This is a genomic window from Pantoea sp. BJFS-204, from assembly GCF_049310725.1.
In the GTDB taxonomy this organism is placed as follows: Bacteria; Pseudomonadota; Gammaproteobacteria; order Enterobacterales; family Enterobacteriaceae; genus Pantoea; species Pantoea agglomerans.
The window spans coordinates 676438-691493 of record NZ_JBMOWE010000001.1 but is presented as its reverse complement, the minus strand read 5'-3'; the positions used below and the strand labels follow the sequence as shown (position 1 = coordinate 691493).

21 protein-coding genes are annotated in these 15056 nt (G+C 53.6%); 14 read left to right on the top strand and 7 right to left on the bottom strand.

Annotated elements, in window-relative coordinates; all coding sequences use genetic code 11:
• Nucleotide 1: 1 nt before the first annotated feature.
• From fliJ to ACO6VX_RS03015, 11 genes are all read left to right on the top strand, one after another.
• On the top strand, nt 2–445 hold the full coding sequence (fliJ, locus tag ACO6VX_RS03065; protein ID WP_003854478.1) for a flagellar export protein FliJ: 444 nt from the start codon (nt 2–4) through the stop codon (nt 443–445).
• A complete protein-coding gene (locus ACO6VX_RS03060; RefSeq protein WP_422457640.1) occupies nt 442–1710 on the top strand; it encodes a flagellar hook-length control protein FliK in 1269 nt (422 codons plus the stop codon). Before fliJ ends, ACO6VX_RS03060 begins: the two co-directional genes overlap by 4 nt.
• Before the next feature lie 127 nt (nt 1711–1837).
• Nucleotides 1838–2326 (top strand): flagellar basal body-associated protein FliL, encoded by a 489-nt coding sequence (gene fliL, locus ACO6VX_RS03055; RefSeq protein WP_033778945.1) that lies wholly within the window; start codon nt 1838–1840, stop codon nt 2324–2326.
• Nucleotides 2327–2330: 4 nt separating this feature from the next.
• On the top strand, nt 2331–3338 hold the full coding sequence (fliM, locus tag ACO6VX_RS03050) for a flagellar motor switch protein FliM (protein ID WP_003854473.1): 1008 nt from the start codon (nt 2331–2333) through the stop codon (nt 3336–3338).
• Nucleotides 3331–3738, top strand: a complete 408-nt coding sequence (gene fliN / locus ACO6VX_RS03045) for a flagellar motor switch protein FliN (RefSeq protein ID WP_010247669.1) — start codon at nt 3331–3333, stop codon at nt 3736–3738. The genes fliM and fliN overlap by 8 nt, the downstream gene beginning before the upstream one ends.
• Nucleotides 3739–3749: 11 nt before the next feature.
• Nucleotides 3750–4148 carry a flagellar biosynthetic protein FliO gene (fliO, locus tag ACO6VX_RS03040; protein WP_010247672.1) on the top strand — a complete coding sequence of 133 codons (399 nt, stop codon included), beginning with the start codon at nt 3750–3752 and terminating at the stop codon, nt 4146–4148.
• Complete coding sequence (gene fliP / locus ACO6VX_RS03035; protein ID WP_010247675.1) at nt 4148–4879, top strand: flagellar type III secretion system pore protein FliP; 732 nt, start codon at nt 4148–4150, stop codon at nt 4877–4879. The genes fliO and fliP overlap by 1 nt, the downstream gene beginning before the upstream one ends.
• A gap of 26 nt (nt 4880–4905) precedes the next feature.
• Nucleotides 4906–5175 (top strand): flagellar biosynthesis protein FliQ, encoded by a 270-nt coding sequence (fliQ, locus tag ACO6VX_RS03030; protein ID WP_003854466.1) that lies wholly within the window; start codon nt 4906–4908, stop codon nt 5173–5175.
• Nucleotides 5175–5960, top strand: coding sequence for a flagellar biosynthetic protein FliR (gene fliR, locus ACO6VX_RS03025; RefSeq protein WP_010247683.1), 786 nt, complete (start codon nt 5175–5177; stop codon nt 5958–5960). Before fliQ ends, fliR begins: the two co-directional genes overlap by 1 nt.
• Nucleotides 5961–6588: 628 nt before the next feature.
• Entirely contained in the window at nt 6589–7224 is a 636-nt protein-coding gene (gene rcsA, locus ACO6VX_RS03020) for a transcriptional regulator RcsA (RefSeq protein ID WP_010247685.1), read from the top strand.
• Between the two features lie 141 nt (nt 7225–7365).
• Entirely contained in the window at nt 7366–9072 is a 1707-nt protein-coding gene (locus ACO6VX_RS03015; RefSeq protein WP_187495964.1) for a methyl-accepting chemotaxis protein, read from the top strand.
• A 108-nt stretch (nt 9073–9180) separates the two neighbouring features.
• Here ACO6VX_RS03015 and dsrB read toward each other — a convergent pair whose 3' ends face one another.
• Complete coding sequence (gene dsrB / locus ACO6VX_RS03010; protein WP_191918446.1) at nt 9181–9375, bottom strand: protein DsrB; 195 nt, start codon at nt 9373–9375, stop codon at nt 9181–9183.
• Nucleotides 9376–9437: 62 nt separating this feature from the next.
• Nucleotides 9438–9596: a YqaE/Pmp3 family membrane protein gene (locus tag ACO6VX_RS03005; RefSeq protein ID WP_010247691.1), complete on the bottom strand. Its 159-nt coding sequence runs from the start codon at nt 9594–9596 to the stop codon at nt 9438–9440.
• Between the two features lie 315 nt (nt 9597–9911).
• On the opposite strand from ACO6VX_RS03005, the gene ACO6VX_RS03000 reads away from it, so the two are divergent.
• The 3 genes from ACO6VX_RS03000 to ACO6VX_RS02990 all read left to right on the top strand — a co-directional run bounded on the left by ACO6VX_RS03000 (nt 9912) and on the right by ACO6VX_RS02990 (nt 12540).
• The gene (locus tag ACO6VX_RS03000; RefSeq protein ID WP_045139807.1) at nt 9912–10145 is read left to right on the top strand and encodes a DUF2525 domain-containing protein; all 234 of its coding nucleotides are present in this window, start codon (nt 9912–9914) and stop codon (nt 10143–10145) included.
• 352 nt (nt 10146–10497) lie between these two features.
• Nucleotides 10498–11289, top strand: a complete 792-nt coding sequence (locus ACO6VX_RS02995) for a mannosyl-3-phosphoglycerate phosphatase-related protein (protein ID WP_159226519.1) — start codon at nt 10498–10500, stop codon at nt 11287–11289.
• 30 nt (nt 11290–11319) lie between these two features.
• On the top strand, nt 11320–12540 hold the full coding sequence (locus ACO6VX_RS02990) for a glycosyl transferase (protein WP_010247700.1): 1221 nt from the start codon (nt 11320–11322) through the stop codon (nt 12538–12540).
• Between the two features lie 85 nt (nt 12541–12625).
• Here the strand turns inward: ACO6VX_RS02990 and ACO6VX_RS02985 are convergent, their stop codons facing one another.
• The 5 genes from ACO6VX_RS02985 to ACO6VX_RS02965 all read right to left on the bottom strand — a co-directional run bounded on the left by ACO6VX_RS02985 (nt 12626) and on the right by ACO6VX_RS02965 (nt 14906).
• A complete protein-coding gene (locus ACO6VX_RS02985) occupies nt 12626–12805 on the bottom strand; it encodes a YodC family protein (RefSeq protein WP_010247703.1) in 180 nt (59 codons plus the stop codon).
• Between the two features lie 206 nt (nt 12806–13011).
• Nucleotides 13012–13143 (bottom strand): hypothetical protein, encoded by a 132-nt coding sequence (locus tag ACO6VX_RS02980; RefSeq protein WP_003854444.1) that lies wholly within the window; start codon nt 13141–13143, stop codon nt 13012–13014.
• A gap of 33 nt (nt 13144–13176) precedes the next feature.
• Nucleotides 13177–14088, bottom strand: coding sequence for a DUF808 domain-containing protein (locus tag ACO6VX_RS02975; protein WP_422457634.1), 912 nt, complete (start codon nt 14086–14088; stop codon nt 13177–13179).
• Nucleotides 14089–14098: 10 nt separating this feature from the next.
• Nucleotides 14099–14374 (bottom strand): hypothetical protein, encoded by a 276-nt coding sequence (locus tag ACO6VX_RS02970; RefSeq protein ID WP_010247711.1) that lies wholly within the window; start codon nt 14372–14374, stop codon nt 14099–14101.
• Nucleotides 14375–14426: 52 nt separating this feature from the next.
• A complete protein-coding gene (locus ACO6VX_RS02965; protein WP_010247714.1) occupies nt 14427–14906 on the bottom strand; it encodes a very short patch repair endonuclease in 480 nt (159 codons plus the stop codon).
• Nucleotides 14907–15056: the final 150 nt, after the last annotated feature.

The window sequence follows — 15056 nt, the reverse complement described above, 5'->3', positions numbered from 1 at the left end:
AATGAAAACTGCAAATGCCATCGATACGCTGCGCGACTTAGCGGAGCAGGATCTCGAACGCGCTGCCATCTATTTAGGCGATATGCGTCGCGGCCAGCACGCCGCGAACGAGCAGCTGACGATGCTGCTCGACTATCAGGACGAATATCGCAACAAGCTCAACGATGACATGTCGTCGGGCATTGCCAGCACCCGCTGGACCAACTATCACCAGTTTATTCAGACGCTGGAAAAAGCGATTGAGCAGCACCGCAACCAGCTTAATAACTGGAATCAGCGGCTGGAACAGGCGCTGATCAACTGGCGTGACAAACAGCAACGGCTGAACGCCTATCAGACGCTGATTACGCGCGCAGCGGAAAATGCATTACGACAGGAAAACCGTCTCGATCAGAAACGGATGGACGAATTTGCCCAACGGGCCGCATCGAGGAGAGGTGAATGATTACGCTGCCAAACATTGCTATGAAAGCGACGGTAAAAACCGACGCAGAACCCTCAGTCTCAACTGACCTTGCTGCGGGTGCCGATGCCCTGCCGCAGGACTTTCTGACCGCACTGGGAAACCAGTTACTCGGCCTGGCTAAACAGCAGGGAAAAGCGGCGCAATCCGCTGACGTCAAAGCAGAAATTGCCGATGACGCCCGCCCGAAAGCCCCGCTGAATGCCCTGATGGCAGCACTGGAAAATCCTGCTGCGCTGACCGCTCTGTTTAAGCCGGAAAATATTAAAGGTGGGTCAAAATCAGCCGATGATAAAGACAAGCCGGACGTTGCACCCTTAAGCGCCAGCGATATGCAGAATATGCAGGCGCTGTTCGCCATGTTACCGGGTGTAGCGGCTGTTACAGCCACCACGTCGACCCCGGTCAGCAGTGAAGCGGGCGAGATGATCGCCCAGACCGATACCGGCCGGAAAAGCCAGAGCTCGCTGACGCAACTGCTGAACAGCGCGCAGCAGAGCCACGCACCGGGCGAAGATGAAAAGTCTGATGCCAGAAGCGACGCACAGAGCAAACCTGCCGTCACCACTGCCGCCAGCCAGAGTAACAACACGGCGCAGAGTGCGACCAGTAGCGGCCTGACGCTCGACAGCAGTTTCCAGCAGGCGCTGAGCAACATGGTTAAGCAGGATGATCAGGCTGCGATTAAAGCCAGCGCCAGCGATAACGCGGTCAACGCTACGCCAATCGCCACCGCCAGCAGCCTGCCCGCGCCGGTGACCGCCTCCGCGACCACCAGCACACCGTCAACGCCGATGCTGAACTCACAGCTGGGCAGCGACGAGTGGCAGCAGGCGCTGAGTCAGCAGATTGTGATGTTCAGTCGCAACGGCCAGCAGAACGCGGAGTTGCGTTTACATCCGGAAGACCTTGGCGCTATCCAGATCAGCCTGAAACTGGATAACGACCAGGCACAAATTAATCTGGTTTCCAGCCATAGCCACGTCAGAGCAGCACTGGAAGCCGCGATACCGCAGCTGCGCAGCGCGCTGGCAGAGAGCGGTATCAACCTGGGCGAGAGTCAGGTGAGCAGTGACAGTTCCGCGCAGGGCCAGCAATTCCAGCAGCAGCAGGAGGCGCGCCGCGATGGACAGCATGGCCGCTTCTCCCTCACCCAGGACAGTGACACCGACATTACGCCGATCGCCGTTCCCGCCGCCCTTCAGGCTCGCGTTAACGGCAACAGCGCCGTCGACACTTTCGCCTGACAGCGGCAAACGCTGAAGGTAAGCGTAAAACCCGCGTCTTTTCTACCCATTGGTTTGACTTAAGACGCGGATAATCTGTCTCGTGAGCCGAGAGGCTTGCCCATAATTCACAGGAAGTAACTGCACCATGTCTGATAACGCGAAAGCAAAAAAAGGCAGCAAACGTAAACTCTTAATACCAGTGCTGCTCATTTTGACGCTGGCCGCTTGCAGCGTGGCAGGCTATGCAGTCTGGCGAATGATGAATAAACATGAGGGCGATAAGCCTGAGGTGGCGAAAGTTGAACCGCCTCCCGCTCCGGTCTTTTTTGCACTTGATACATTTACGGTTAACCTGGTCAATCCCGACAACGATCCCGACCGCGTGCTTTACGTAGGCTTTACCCTGCGTCTGGCCGATGAGGATACCCGGCGTCGGATGAACGACTATCTGCCTGAGGTGCGCAGCCGTTTGCTGCTGCTGCTCTCGCGTCAGAGCGCTGCGGCGCTGGCGACAGAGCAAGGAAAGCAGGCGCTTGTTGAACAAGTCAAACAGGCGCTGACACCCCCGCTGGTAAAAGGTCAACCTCCGCAGGCTGTAAACGATGTGCTGTTTACTGCCTTCATTTTGAGGTGAATCAATGGGCGATAGCATTCTCTCCCAGGCTGAAATTGACGCCCTTTTAAACGGCGACAGCGGCAGTGCGGAAGAAGAAAAGAAACAAAACGGACCGGAAGGCGATATTCGTCCTTACGATCCGAACACCCAGCGCCGTGTGGTTCGCGAGCGTTTGCAGGCGCTGGAGATTATTAATGAGCGTTTTGCCCGTAGTTTCCGTATGGCGCTGTTTAACCTGCTGCGCCGTAGCCCGGATATCAGCGTCGGGGCGATCAAGATTCAGCCGTATCACGAGTTTGCCCGCAATCTGCCGGTGCCAACCAACCTGAACCTGATCCACCTGAAGCCGCTGCGCGGCACCGCGCTGGTGGTGTTCTCACCGAGCCTGGTGTTTATCGCTGTCGACAACCTGTTTGGTGGCGACGGACGTTTTCCGACCAAAGTTGAAGGCCGTGAGTTTACCCATACCGAGCAGCGCGTTATTCGCCGCATGCTGAAGCTGGCGCTGGATGGTTACAGCGACGCATGGAAGGCCATTTATCCACTGGACGTTGAGTATGTACGTTCAGAGATGCAGGTAAAGTTCACCAACATCACCACTTCACCGAACGACATCGTGGTTAACACGCCGTTCCAGGTGGAGATTGGTAACCTGGTGGGTGAGTTTAATATCTGCATCCCGTTTTCAATGATTGAACCGCTGCGCGAGCTGCTGGTGAATCCACCGCTCGAAAACTCACGTCAGGAAGATAACCACTGGCGCGACAACCTGGTCAAACAGGTGCAGCACTCTGAGCTGGAACTGATCGCTCACTTTGCCGAAACCTCACTGCGTCTGTCACGGATTTTGCAGCTGAAGCCCGGTGATGTACTGCCGATTGAGAAGCCGGAACGCATTATCGCCCATGTCGATAGCGTCCCGGTCTTAACCAGCCAATATGGCACGATGAATGGTCAGTACGCGCTCCGTGTCGAACACCTGATTAACCCGATTTTGAATTCGCTGAACGAGGAACAGCCCCATGACTGACAGTAATAAACCGTCTGACGATATCTCTGCGGACGATCTGTGGGCTGAAGCGATGAATGAGCAGGTCGGCAGCGGCAGTGCGCCGCAGACCGACGAAGTCTTTAAATCATTCGACAGCGGCAACGTCGCTGGATCGCTGCAGGATATCGATCTGATTATGGATATCCCGGTGAAACTCACCGTGGAACTGGGTCGCACCAAAATGACCATCAAAGAGCTGCTGCGTCTGGCGCAGGGTTCAGTGGTGGCACTGGATGGCCTGGCGGGTGAGCCGCTGGATATCCTGATCAACGGTTATCTGATTGCTCAGGGTGAAGTGGTGGTGGTGAACGACAAATATGGCGTGCGCATCACTGACATCATCACCCCATCTGAACGTATGCGTCGTCTGAGTCGCTAAAGAGTTACATTATGAATAGCCAGAATCAAACGCTGCAACCGGCTGCACCGCACGCTCAGGCGATCTCGACCGGCTCCATGCTGGCCCAGGTCAGCAGCGTGTTAGCCGTGATTATCTTATTGATTCTGGCCTGCGCCTGGCTGGCACGCCGTGTCGGCTTCGCGCCGAAAAAGGTCAGCGGCCAGGAGCTTAAACTCACAGCCAGCGTTTCAGTGGGCCAGCGCGAGCGGGTGGTGATTGTCGATACCGCTGATGCGCGTCTGGTGCTGGGCGTAACCGCACAGCAGATTACCCATCTGCATACTTTGCCACCGGGTGAACCGGTCTCTGTGACGCCGGTTAACAGTGCGCCACAGGATTTTCGTCAGCTGTTACAGAACCTGGTTAAACGTCCCGGAAAACCACAATGATGCGTCGACTGCTTCCTTTATTGCCACTGTTGTTACTGGCACCGGTTGCCCATGCCCAGTTGCCGGGTCTGGTGAGTCACTCGCTGCCGAATGGCGGTCAGAGCTGGTCACTGCCGGTACAGACGCTGGTCTTTATCACTGCGCTGACCTTTATTCCGGCCGTGCTGCTGATGATGACCAGCTTCACCCGTATCATCATTGTGTTTGGTTTACTGCGTAACGCCCTGGGCACGCCCTCTGCGCCGCCTAACCAGGTGCTGCTCGGACTGTCGCTGTTTCTGACCTTCTTTATTATGGCGCCGACTTTCGACAAGATTTATCAGGATGCTTACCTGCCGTTCAGCCAGGACAAGATCAGCATGGAAGTGGCGATTGATAAAGGTGCCCAGCCGCTGCGCGAGTTTATGCTGCGTCAGACCCGTGAAGCGGATTTAGCCCTGTTTGCCCGTCTGGCGAATACCGCCCCGATTGCCGGTCCTGAAGCGGTGCCAATGCGTATTCTGCTGCCTGCCTATGTTACCAGCGAGCTGAAGACGGCTTTCCAGATAGGCTTTACCGTCTTTATTCCGTTCCTGATCATCGACCTGGTGGTTGCCAGCGTGCTGATGGCGCTGGGGATGATGATGGTCCCGCCAGCGTCCATCGCGCTGCCGTTTAAACTGATGCTGTTTGTTCTGGTCGATGGCTGGCAACTGCTGGTCGGTTCACTGGCGCAAAGCTTCTACTCCTGATCCCCCTTTTCTTACCGGAGCAACACATGACACCCGAATCAGTAATGGTAATGGGACAGGAAGCGATGCGCGTCGCCCTGATGCTGGCCGCCCCGCTGCTGCTGGCCGCACTGGTCAGCGGTTTGCTGATCAGCCTGATCCAGGCCGCGACCCAGGTCAACGAACAGACCTTATCCTTTATTCCTAAGATTCTGGCGGTTGCCACTACCGGTATCATTGCCGGCCCGTGGATGCTGAATCTGCTGCTGGACTATATCCGCACCGTCTTTACCAACCTGCCTTACATCATCGGCTGATGATTACTCTCGACAGCAGCCAGCTGGTTCAATGGGTCAGCCAGTTCTTCTGGCCTCTGGTACGCATCATGGCGCTATTCGCCACCGCACCGATCCTCAATGAACGATCCGTCAGCAAACGTGTCAAAATCGGTCTGGCGGTAATGATCACCTGGCTGCTGATGCCGCTGTTACCTGCGGTCAATGTCACCCTGTTTTCCCCTGAAGGCTTCCTGCTACTGATTCAGCAGATGCTGATTGGTATTGCACTCGGCTTCACCATGCAGTTCGCTTTTGCTGCCGTGCGCCTTGCCGGGGAAGTGATTGGTTTACAGATGGGCATCTCATTCGCCACCTTTTTCGATCCTGGCAGCCGTCTTAACATGCCGGTGCTGGCCCGTTTTCTCGACATGCTGGCGATGTTGCTGTTCCTGACCTTTAACGGACACCTGTGGCTGATCTCGCTGCTGGCGGACAGTTTTCATACGCTGCCGATTGGCGGTCAGCCGCTAAATGCCAATGCATTTATGGCGCTGGTGAAATCTGGCGGATTAATTTTCCTTAATGGCATGATGTTAGCGCTGCCCTTAATCGTATTGTTACTCATGGTAAATCTGGTACTGGGTTTGTTAAACCGTGTTTCACCACAGTTATCAATCTTCGCAATTGGCTTCCCGATTACCTTATCAGTCGGAATTTTAACCATCAGCTTGCTGATGCCTCTGCTAGCCCCGTTCTGTGAGCATTTGTTCGGTGAAGTATTTGATTTACTCGCCGTGTTCCTGACAGAACTATCCCGTCCCTGAACATTAAGTTTCTAACTATCTTTGCATAACGATACTTAAGTATCGCAAAACCATCCGTGCATTTTCCGAACCATGTTTTCCAGAATGCAACTAAGGAAATTCTGATAAACGTGCGGAGAGTCTGAAAATAATTCTTATTAAACCGGGCTTCGCGTATTTTAGTGGGGTGGTTCACAGGAGCGGTCAGACTGTGAATGTGCAGGCAAAATCGACAAGACACTGAATTTACAAGAAAAAAATCTTTAAGTGATTTTTCTTGTTAAAAAATGTTTTTTCCGGCATTGTCAACGCACGCTGAGACATCACACTTTCGTAAAACAAATGTTTTTGAGAATTGTCCTATCAGAAAACTCCGCGTTTTCAAGGATAGTGACCTGGCTCCCAAAAAAATGAGTCTTACTTAACCTCCGACATTTCACTGGCATTCCCCGCCATGGCCGGAGAATGTGTGACGTCATGGCAGCACAAATTTTTTGCAGAACGGGTCAGGGATGAAGACTTTTACGGGCGTTTGCCTGTTGCCAAACTGCACGAGCAGAATAAAAAAGTACCTAAGAAATCTCTCTCGTACCGCAACGCGTATTCATCGTTGATTTAAACGGATAACAAATTGGTGAGGGTCGCTATTATGCCAACTATTATTATGGATTCCTGCAACTACACACGCCTGGGATTATCAGACTACATGTCTTTAAAAGGAGTTAAGAAGAAGAATATCTCTTCTGTCTCCGATATTGAGCAACTACAGCAAAAATGTGAGCAATTAAACCCTGGCGTCGTCTTTATTAATGAAGATTGCTTCATTCATGAGTCCGATTCCAGTGAACGTATCCGCAGCATTATTACGCAGCATCCTGATACGCTGTTCTTTATATTCATGGCGATTAGCAATATCCATTTTGAGGAATATCTCTACGTTCGTAAGAACTTGATTATTACATCAAAATCGATGAAGACATCGACCCTGGATTCCTTACTCAGCACCTATTTGCAGAAGAAGCTTAACCAGTCTGCACGTATCTCTTCGGGCATGGATGTACATCCATTAACGCTGAGCCAGACTGAGTCAAACATGCTGAAGATGTGGATGTCAGGTCATGATACCATCCAGATCTCAGATAAAATGCAAATTAAGGCCAAAACGGTATCGTCACACAAAGGTAATATTAAACGCAAAATCAAAACCCATAATAAGCAGGTTATTTATCATGTGGTGCGTTTAACGGATAATGTGACTTCAGGTATTTACGTTAATATCCGCTGATCATAACATCTGAAGAACCGGCCTCTCTGGCCGGTTTTTTTTTGCCCGGAATTGCGATCCAGGTCTCACTCTTACCGCTAAGCCTTTACGCTCTTTTGCCGATGTTATGCCTTATAACAACAGCCTCAAGAGAGCAAGGATATGAACACTGCACGAGATAATAATGGACAGAAAAGCGCAGGCATCTGGCAGAATCTCCGCCTGGTGCCGCTGTTTAGCCTGATCTTCGGCGGCATTTTGCTGCTGTTCGCACTCTGTATTGGTGTCGCCAGTTACTTTCTGATTTCCGGTAATCACTCCCTCGATGATGCCACAGACGAAATTCAGGTTCGTATGGGCCTCTCTAACAGTTCAAACCATCTGCGTACTGCGCGCCTGACCATTATTCAGGCCGGTGCCGCCGCGCGTATTGGTGAAATGGACGAGTTTCGCGCCAATATTGCCGCCGCCGAAAAACGGATTCAGCAGGCAAAAGATGGCTTCGCGATTTATCAGGCACGTGAAGTAAAGACGCCCGCGGATATGGAATTGGATGCCACGCTGCAGGCTCGCTTCAACGATTACATTACCAAAGGCCTGATACCGATGATTGAATCCGGTAAACAGGGCAGCTTTGAGGGCATCATCGCTCAGGAGACCGATGTAACCCGCAAGCTGGATGACGACTATAACGCGGTATTGCTTAAGGCGATCAAGATCCGAACGGATCGCGCCAATGCCATTACCGCCCAGGCCGATCAGCAGTCACGCATCGGCTTTATCTCCATGGCCGTAGCATTCAGTGCCGCCCTGGTGCTGGTGCTGTTGACCTTTGTCTTCCTGCGCCGCGTGGTGATTAGTCCGCTGCGTCAGTCGGTGCTGCGTATCGAACGCATTGCGCAGGGTGATCTGACCTCCGCTCCCCTGCCCCATGGCCGCAGCGAGATTGGTACGCTCATCCATAACCTGCAACTGATGCAGCAGGCGCTGGTGACTACCGTTGGTACGGTGCGTGAAGGCGCCGTCGCGATTTACCAGGGCTCCAGCGAAATCTCAGCCGGTAACACCGATCTCTCTTCACGCACCGAGCAGCAGGCTGCGGCACTGGAGCAGACCGCAGCCAGCATGGAACAGCTTACCGCTACGGTGAAGCAGAACGCCGAGAATGCGCATCACGCCAGCCAGCTGGCCGCGGATGCCTCGGGTAAAGCGCGCAGCGGCGGCGAGCTGGTGAGCAGCGTCGTGAAAACCATGACCAATATTTCCGGCAGCTCGAAAAAAATCGCTGAGATCACCAATGTCATTAACAGTATTGCGTTTCAGACCAACATCCTGGCGCTGAATGCGGCGGTAGAAGCGGCGCGTGCCGGTGAGCAGGGTCGTGGCTTTGCGGTCGTGGCCAGCGAAGTGCGTAATCTGGCCCAGCGCAGTGCGCAGGCGGCGAAAGAGATTGAATCGCTGATTGCTGAGTCCGTCACGCTGATCAATGACGGTTCGCATCAGGTTGGCGCAGCCGGTAGCACCATGGGTGAGATTGTCGAAGCCGTACGACGCGTTACCGATATTATGTCGGAGATCGCGGCGGCGTCAGACGAGCAGAGCCGTGGTATTCAGCAGGTGAGCCAGGCGGTCACCGAAATGGATAACGTCACCCAGCAGAACGCCTCGCTGGTGGAAGAAGCCTCCGCTGCAGCGGCCTCGCTGGAAGATCAGGCGGGTAAACTGACGCAGGCGGTCGCGGCATTCCGCCTGCAGGACACGCCTGCAACCACAGGTGTGGCTGCACGTGTCTCTTCACCATTAAAGACACCGGCTCTGGCCCCCCGTCCGGCGCTGGCAGGCGGCAGCGATAACTGGGAAACCTTCTGAGGTTATAGCGGTTAACCGTCAGCGGCTGATGTCAGCCGCGTAATCTCCGACAGCAAAAAGCCGCCTTTCCGGCAAACGGAAAGGCGGCTTTTTTATTGCGCGTCAGGCTCAGGTTTCGTGGTAAGGCTCGACGAAAATGCCATCCGGCTGGTGGGTCTCGTTAAAAAACCAGATGCCCAGCGGATAATCTTCCAGCGCCACCAGGAACATGGTGCCTTCATTAAACGGCTCCATAGCCAGAATGGTGCCAACACGACGCGGGCCGCCATCGGTTTTGACGCTGACGCGGTCATTTACCTTCATTTCGGTTCTCCAGATTATTGACTGAGTACAGTCTAAACGAAGAACCGTGGCGATGCAGCGCGTTAGCGGCGGGCAATGACCCAGACGGCGTGGATGATACCGGGGATATAACCACAGAGTGTCAGCAGGATATTCAGCCAGAAGGCGCCGCCAAAACCAACCTGCATAAACACGCCCAGTGGTGGCAGCAGAATAGCGATAATAATTCGTAAGATGTCCATAACCATTCCTTTAGGTATTGATAAAAATCAGCTTTATGGCTAACTATAGCTGATTCTGCTCTGTTTAGTCGAAAAGTCAGGTAAATCTGAGTAAGGAGAAACTTTTGCAATTCCTTAACATTTCACCGCAAGACTTCTTACGCGTCAGACCTTTAAACTCTTCTCACTGCACCACCCCATAGGTGCAGCCAACCTGAAAGTAACAAGGATTTTGCCCGCGCAGCGCGGGCTTTTTTTTGCCTGCGATCTCTCCGCTCCCGCCTTTCTGCCCTGCGTTCTATACTGATTACTCTGTTTGCTCTCAGGAGTCAGAAAATGACAGACGAAAAACAGCACGGCGATGCTCAGCCATCCGATCTGCAGATTGATGTCGAAGGTTTACTGGCGGCGATTCAGGCCAGAACGTCGGGAGAGGTACGGGACTATATGGAGCAGGATCAGACGCCACGGCTGGAAGTAGAAGGCCGGGTTTTCCACTCCTATAGCGAACTGGCGGAGGCGTTTGAAATTGATATTTGTGATTATCGCGCCTATGAAGCGAACCGCTGAAATCGATTTCAAAAAAAACCCGGCGGGAAGGCCGGGTAAAAAATCAATTCGTTACACCAGGGAATTCTTAACACCTCTGCAGATTACCCTTTCCGGACGCCGAAACAAGCATCAGATATGCACGTTTCTGCAACCGATCGGGTAATTATGGAGCGACTGTTACCAAAAACACCGCGCCCGCCAGTCACTTAGCCCTGCACACTTCTTGCATACCCACTTTTACTGCGGTTTCGTTTTAAGAATTATCCTGGATTTCCAGCCAGCGTGGCAGGAAAAAAAGTGTGAGCCATATTCAACTATAATATTGAAAAATCGCCGCTTTAGCCGCGAATGTGATGAAAGGAGCCTGTAAATGCCCGATCTCCACCAGCCGTTAATGATAATTACCGATCTGGATGGTTCGTTACTCGACCATCATACCTATCGCTGGGATGCGGCCACCGAATGGCTCACCACGTTAAAGCAGTACGCCGTTCCGCTGGTGATCTGTTCCAGTAAAACGGCAGCCGAGATTATTCCGCTGCAAAAAAGGCTTGGCATCAGTGGTTCACCGTTTATTGCTGAAAACGGTGCCGTGGTGCAAACGCACGATCAGCAGCGTATCCGCCTGCCCGATAACACCCTGACCTATGACGCTATCTGCCAGCGGCTGGCTGCCTTGAAAACAGCGTACCGTTTTACCGGCTTTCATGACTTCTCTGATCCGGAAGTGGCCGCAATGACCGGCCTGAGTGAGGCGGATGCAGAACTGTCGCGTCAGCGCGATGCGTCAGAAGTGATTGTCTGGCGCGACAGTGACGAGGCGTTTGAGCAGTTCCATGATGCGTTGCGTGCACAGGGCCTGGCGCTGACCCAGGGCGGGCGTTTCTGGCATGTGATGCCTGCGGGCAGCGGCAAAGGCGAAGCCCTGCGCTGGCTGCTGGCGCATTCACCCGGTGAGGCACGCGTGACCATCGGACTGGGTGACGGCCCTAACGATGCGCCGATGCTGGATGCGGTTGATTATGCGGTCGTAATTAAGGGCTACAGTAAAACACCGGTGACACTCAGCCGATCCGATCAGCAGCAGATCTATCACACAGCTCACCATGGCCCTGAGGGCTGGCGTGAAGGGCTGGACTATTTTTTGACTCAACCTCAATGAGCTGCCCACGGGCATTAAAAGGATGATGCGATGAGTGACTTTTATCAGAATGGCGTAATCACCAACTTTCACAACCTCACCCACCGTAGCGTGGAGTCGCTGGAAAAAGAGATGGTACGCTTTGCCCGCAAACGCAAAATGGGGCTGATCCTGCCATCGCTGTTTTCCGAACTTGAAGGCCCGGCGCTGACGAAAATCGTCGATGAGCTGGCTAAAGTGCCCTATCTGGATGAAATTGTGATTGGGCTGGATCGCGCCGACCGCGACCAGTTCCTGTTTGCCCGCGAGTTTTTCTCCCGTCTGCCGCAACGGCATCGCATTCTGTGGAACGATGGCCCGCGTCTGAAGGCGATTGATGCCGAGCTGGATAAAGAGGGTTTATCACCCACTAATCCCGGCAAAGGTCGCAACGTCTGGTTCTGCACTGGCTATACGCTGGCGTCAGACCGTACCAGCTGTGTGGCACTGCATGACTGCGATATCGTCACCTATGAGCGCGGAATGCTGGCACGCCTGCTCTACCCGGTGGCGAACCCAGCGTTTCAGTATGAGTTCTGTAAGGGGTTCTACGCGCGCGTCGCGGATGGCAAGCTTAATGGCCGCGTGGGACGTCTGCTGGTCGGGCCGCTGCTACGATCGCTGCAGAAAGTTTATGGCCATTCAGAATACCTGGAATATCTGTCGAGCTTCCGCTATCCGCTCTCCGGGGAGTTCGCCATGCGGACGCATGTGCTGAACGGGATTAAAATCCCCGGCGACTGGGGGCTGGAGATTGGCGTGCTGTCAGAGATTTATCGTAACTACACCACCCGCCAGTCGTGCCAGGTTGAGATCGCCGATAACTACGATCACAAACATCAGCCGCTGGCTGAAGATGACGGCACCGGCGGCCTGAAGCGCATGAGCAGCGATATCGTCCAGTCACTGCTGCGTAAGCTCGCCACCATGGGTGTGCCGCTGACCAGCGACTCGTTCCGGGTGCTGAAGGCGACCTATTACCGTAATGCGCTGGATATGATGGAGACCTATAACCATGAGGCGGCGATGAACGGGCTGAAATTTGATCAGCATGTGGAAGAGGCAGCGGTAGAGATGTTTACCCAGTCGATTCTGGAAGCGGGTCAGGCGTTTATTGAGCGTCCTAACGATAAGCCGTTTATACCGAGCTGGAGTCGCGTCCAGTCAGCCTTCCCGGATGTGCTGCAGCGGATCTATCAGGCAGTTGAAGAAGATAACGACGGTAACGTCTGAAAACAGGGCGGCACAGGGAGCGTGCCGGGCCAGAAAAAGCAGAAACCGGGCCTGGCGGGTAGCAGAACCCACAGGCCTGATGCTGTCAGCCCGCCAGTTGCTGCGCGGGATTCAGGGCGCAGAGTTCATCGCTGCGAAAGGCTTCGCTGCGCACGGCATAGCCATCATACCAGCGGCACTCCACCATGCCACTCGCGTAGCCGGTCACCACCATCGTCTGCCCCTCTTCCTTATGCTGTACTTCTTCACTGATTGCGAAAACCATGATGCGCTCCTTTTATTAACCTGAGTGTTATTAACCTGAGTGTTATTAACCTGAGTGATTATTTTCTTTATAGCAGGCGAATAACGTTCCTGCCTGTTAAGGCACGCAAAAAAAGGGCAAATTCGGAATTAATCAGCTGGATATGCGGAAAATAAAAAAAGCGGATAAAAAAACTTATCCGCTTTGATGAAGTATTGACGCTGACGTCAGATTTTACAGCCTTCGCAATCGGCTTCGTCGCCGAGATCATCCGGCACTTCGCTGGCTTTTTTCTCTGCTTTCGCTTCAGCCTGCTCCAGTTGTGCGTCGATATCAAATTCAAACATGTCGTCGTTCATCGTCATTCTCCTGACCGTAAATCACAGTGCGCTTTATACCGATTTTCCGCGCACTCTGGCAATAAGGTTGACCACTAACAGCACGATCGACCCAATGATAAAGCCGAGCACCAGGTTGGCGCCGTTGCTGAGCAGCATAGCGATCCAGCCGCTGAAGCCACTGCTGACTTCCTCGATCAGATGATGCAGCGGTGCGATACCGTGCACCACAATACCGCCGCCGACCAGGAACATGGCGATGGTGCCGACCACCGAGAGGATCTTCATCAGCCAGGGCGCGGCAGCCAGCAGCACACTACCCAAACCCTGCGCAAGGCGGGACGGTTTCTCACGCAACCAGTATCCGAAGTCATCAATTTTTACGATGGCCGCCACGATGCCGTAAACGCCTACCGTAACCAGAATTGCGATGCCCGCCAGGATAATCACCTGGTTGAGCAGCGGCGATTCCGACACGATGCCTAAGGTAATCGCGACAATTTCGGCTGACAGAATGAAATCGGTGCGCACCGCGCCTTTGATCTTCTTCTTCTCAAACTCTGCCGCATTCTGATTCGCCAGCGAATCGAGTCGCTGCTGACGCGCTTCCGGTGATTTGCTCTGCTTGTCATGCTGCAGACTGTGCATCACCTTCTCCACGCCTTCGTAGCAGAGATAGGCACCGCCAATCATCAGCAGCGGCGTAATCAGCCAGGGCGCAAACGCGGAGATAATCAGCGCCAGTGGCACCAGGATCAGTTTGTTAAGAAACGATCCTTTGGCAACGCCCCATACTACCGGCAGCTCACGGTTGGCTTTTACGCCGCTGACCTGCTGAGCATTCAGCGACAGATCGTCGCCCAGTACGCCAGCGGTCTTTTTCGCCGCCACTTTCCCCATGACGGAAATATCGTCCAGAAGTGTTGCAATATCATCAAGTAAAGTCAGTAAACTGGTTCCCGCCAAAATCTTATCCTTAGTCCGGTTCGTTATGTTGACAACATGGGCAGCGCTCAATTTCCGTAACGGTCATCTCGGCGATGCCCTCACAATCCCACTCTACCCGCACCGTCTCGCCTGCTGCTCCTTCAGCATGCAGATATTTGCTGACCGGGCTTTCGGTCATGCCGGTGATCTCCTCCGTGGCGACAAGCCTGTCACCGCAGTAAACCCGCGCGGTCGCTTTGGTATTCACCATCCGCTCGTCACGAATCTGGTAAAGGCGTTTTACCGTCAGTTTTATGCTGCTCATTTCAGGCTCCTGGCCACGGAGAAAGCGCAGATCTAACCAATTATGTCTGTGATTAGCAATCGGCGTTGTAATGATGAATGCCCTGATGGTCGACTTCGGCACTCTCCGGCATCGCCAGCAGCCACTCCTCCAGCCGCTCCAGCAGGTCCTGATCCGTCAGGCGCAGTTTGCCACGTAGTGCACACTCCCAGATGATCAGCACTTTCCAGCCGCTCTCCTGCAGCTGGCGCACATAACGCCGGTCACGTTCAACGTTGCTGTTAATTTTGCCGGTCCAGAATTCTGTGCGCGTCGCCGGCAGTTTAAACAGATAGCAGTGATGACGATGCCAGAAGCAGCCATGAACAAAAATAATTGCCTGATGTTCTGTCAGAACGAAATCGGGCCGACCCGGCAGGTTTTTATCCTGCACGCGAAAGCTGAATCCCCGATCTTTCAGCAGCAGCGCAATACGTTGCTCAATGGCCGTATCCTGAGCGCGAATGGCACGCATATTTTTGCTGCGTATTTCGCTGGAGTGAACATCAGCCATAACCTCTCCTTTTTTGCTGGTACTTCAACTTTAGCCTGCGCCACGAAAAGCGAAAGCCGCCGCCCGACGACTTCACACAGTGTGCCGCAAAAACAGAACATTCCGGGGGGCTGACACAGGGCACATCCAGGCAATTTCCTCACAGCGTCT

Coding starts and splice junctions, on each gene's coding strand:
- ACO6VX_RS03005 (WP_010247691.1), bottom strand. CDS start 9,596: ATGGACATCTTACGAATTATTATCGCTATTCTGCTGCCACCACTGGGC.
- ACO6VX_RS03015 (WP_187495964.1), top strand. CDS start 7,366: ATGAACACTGCACGAGATAATAATGGACAGAAAAGCGCAGGCATCTGG.
- rcsA (WP_010247685.1), top strand. CDS start 6,589: ATGCCAACTATTATTATGGATTCCTGCAACTACACACGCCTGGGATTA.
- ACO6VX_RS02985 (WP_010247703.1), bottom strand. CDS start 12,805: ATGGTTTTCGCAATCAGTGAAGAAGTACAGCATAAGGAAGAGGGGCAG.
- fliQ (WP_003854466.1), top strand. CDS start 4,906: ATGACACCCGAATCAGTAATGGTAATGGGACAGGAAGCGATGCGCGTC.
- ACO6VX_RS03060 (WP_422457640.1), top strand. CDS start 442: ATGATTACGCTGCCAAACATTGCTATGAAAGCGACGGTAAAAACCGAC.
- ACO6VX_RS03000 (WP_045139807.1), top strand. CDS start 9,912: ATGACAGACGAAAAACAGCACGGCGATGCTCAGCCATCCGATCTGCAG.
- fliO (WP_010247672.1), top strand. CDS start 3,750: ATGAATAGCCAGAATCAAACGCTGCAACCGGCTGCACCGCACGCTCAG.
- fliJ (WP_003854478.1), top strand. CDS start 2: ATGAAAACTGCAAATGCCATCGATACGCTGCGCGACTTAGCGGAGCAG.
- fliM (WP_003854473.1), top strand. CDS start 2,331: ATGGGCGATAGCATTCTCTCCCAGGCTGAAATTGACGCCCTTTTAAAC.
- fliN (WP_010247669.1), top strand. CDS start 3,331: ATGACTGACAGTAATAAACCGTCTGACGATATCTCTGCGGACGATCTG.
- fliR (WP_010247683.1), top strand. CDS start 5,175: ATGATTACTCTCGACAGCAGCCAGCTGGTTCAATGGGTCAGCCAGTTC.
- ACO6VX_RS02990 (WP_010247700.1), top strand. CDS start 11,320: ATGAGTGACTTTTATCAGAATGGCGTAATCACCAACTTTCACAACCTC.
- fliL (WP_033778945.1), top strand. CDS start 1,838: ATGTCTGATAACGCGAAAGCAAAAAAAGGCAGCAAACGTAAACTCTTA.
- ACO6VX_RS02970 (WP_010247711.1), bottom strand. CDS start 14,374: ATGAGCAGCATAAAACTGACGGTAAAACGCCTTTACCAGATTCGTGAC.
- dsrB (WP_191918446.1), bottom strand. CDS start 9,375: ATGAAGGTAAATGACCGCGTCAGCGTCAAAACCGATGGCGGCCCGCGT.
- ACO6VX_RS02965 (WP_010247714.1), bottom strand. CDS start 14,906: ATGGCTGATGTTCACTCCAGCGAAATACGCAGCAAAAATATGCGTGCC.
- fliP (WP_010247675.1), top strand. CDS start 4,148: ATGCGTCGACTGCTTCCTTTATTGCCACTGTTGTTACTGGCACCGGTT.
- ACO6VX_RS02980 (WP_003854444.1), bottom strand. CDS start 13,143: ATGAACGACGACATGTTTGAATTTGATATCGACGCACAACTGGAGCAG.
- ACO6VX_RS02995 (WP_159226519.1), top strand. CDS start 10,498: ATGCCCGATCTCCACCAGCCGTTAATGATAATTACCGATCTGGATGGT.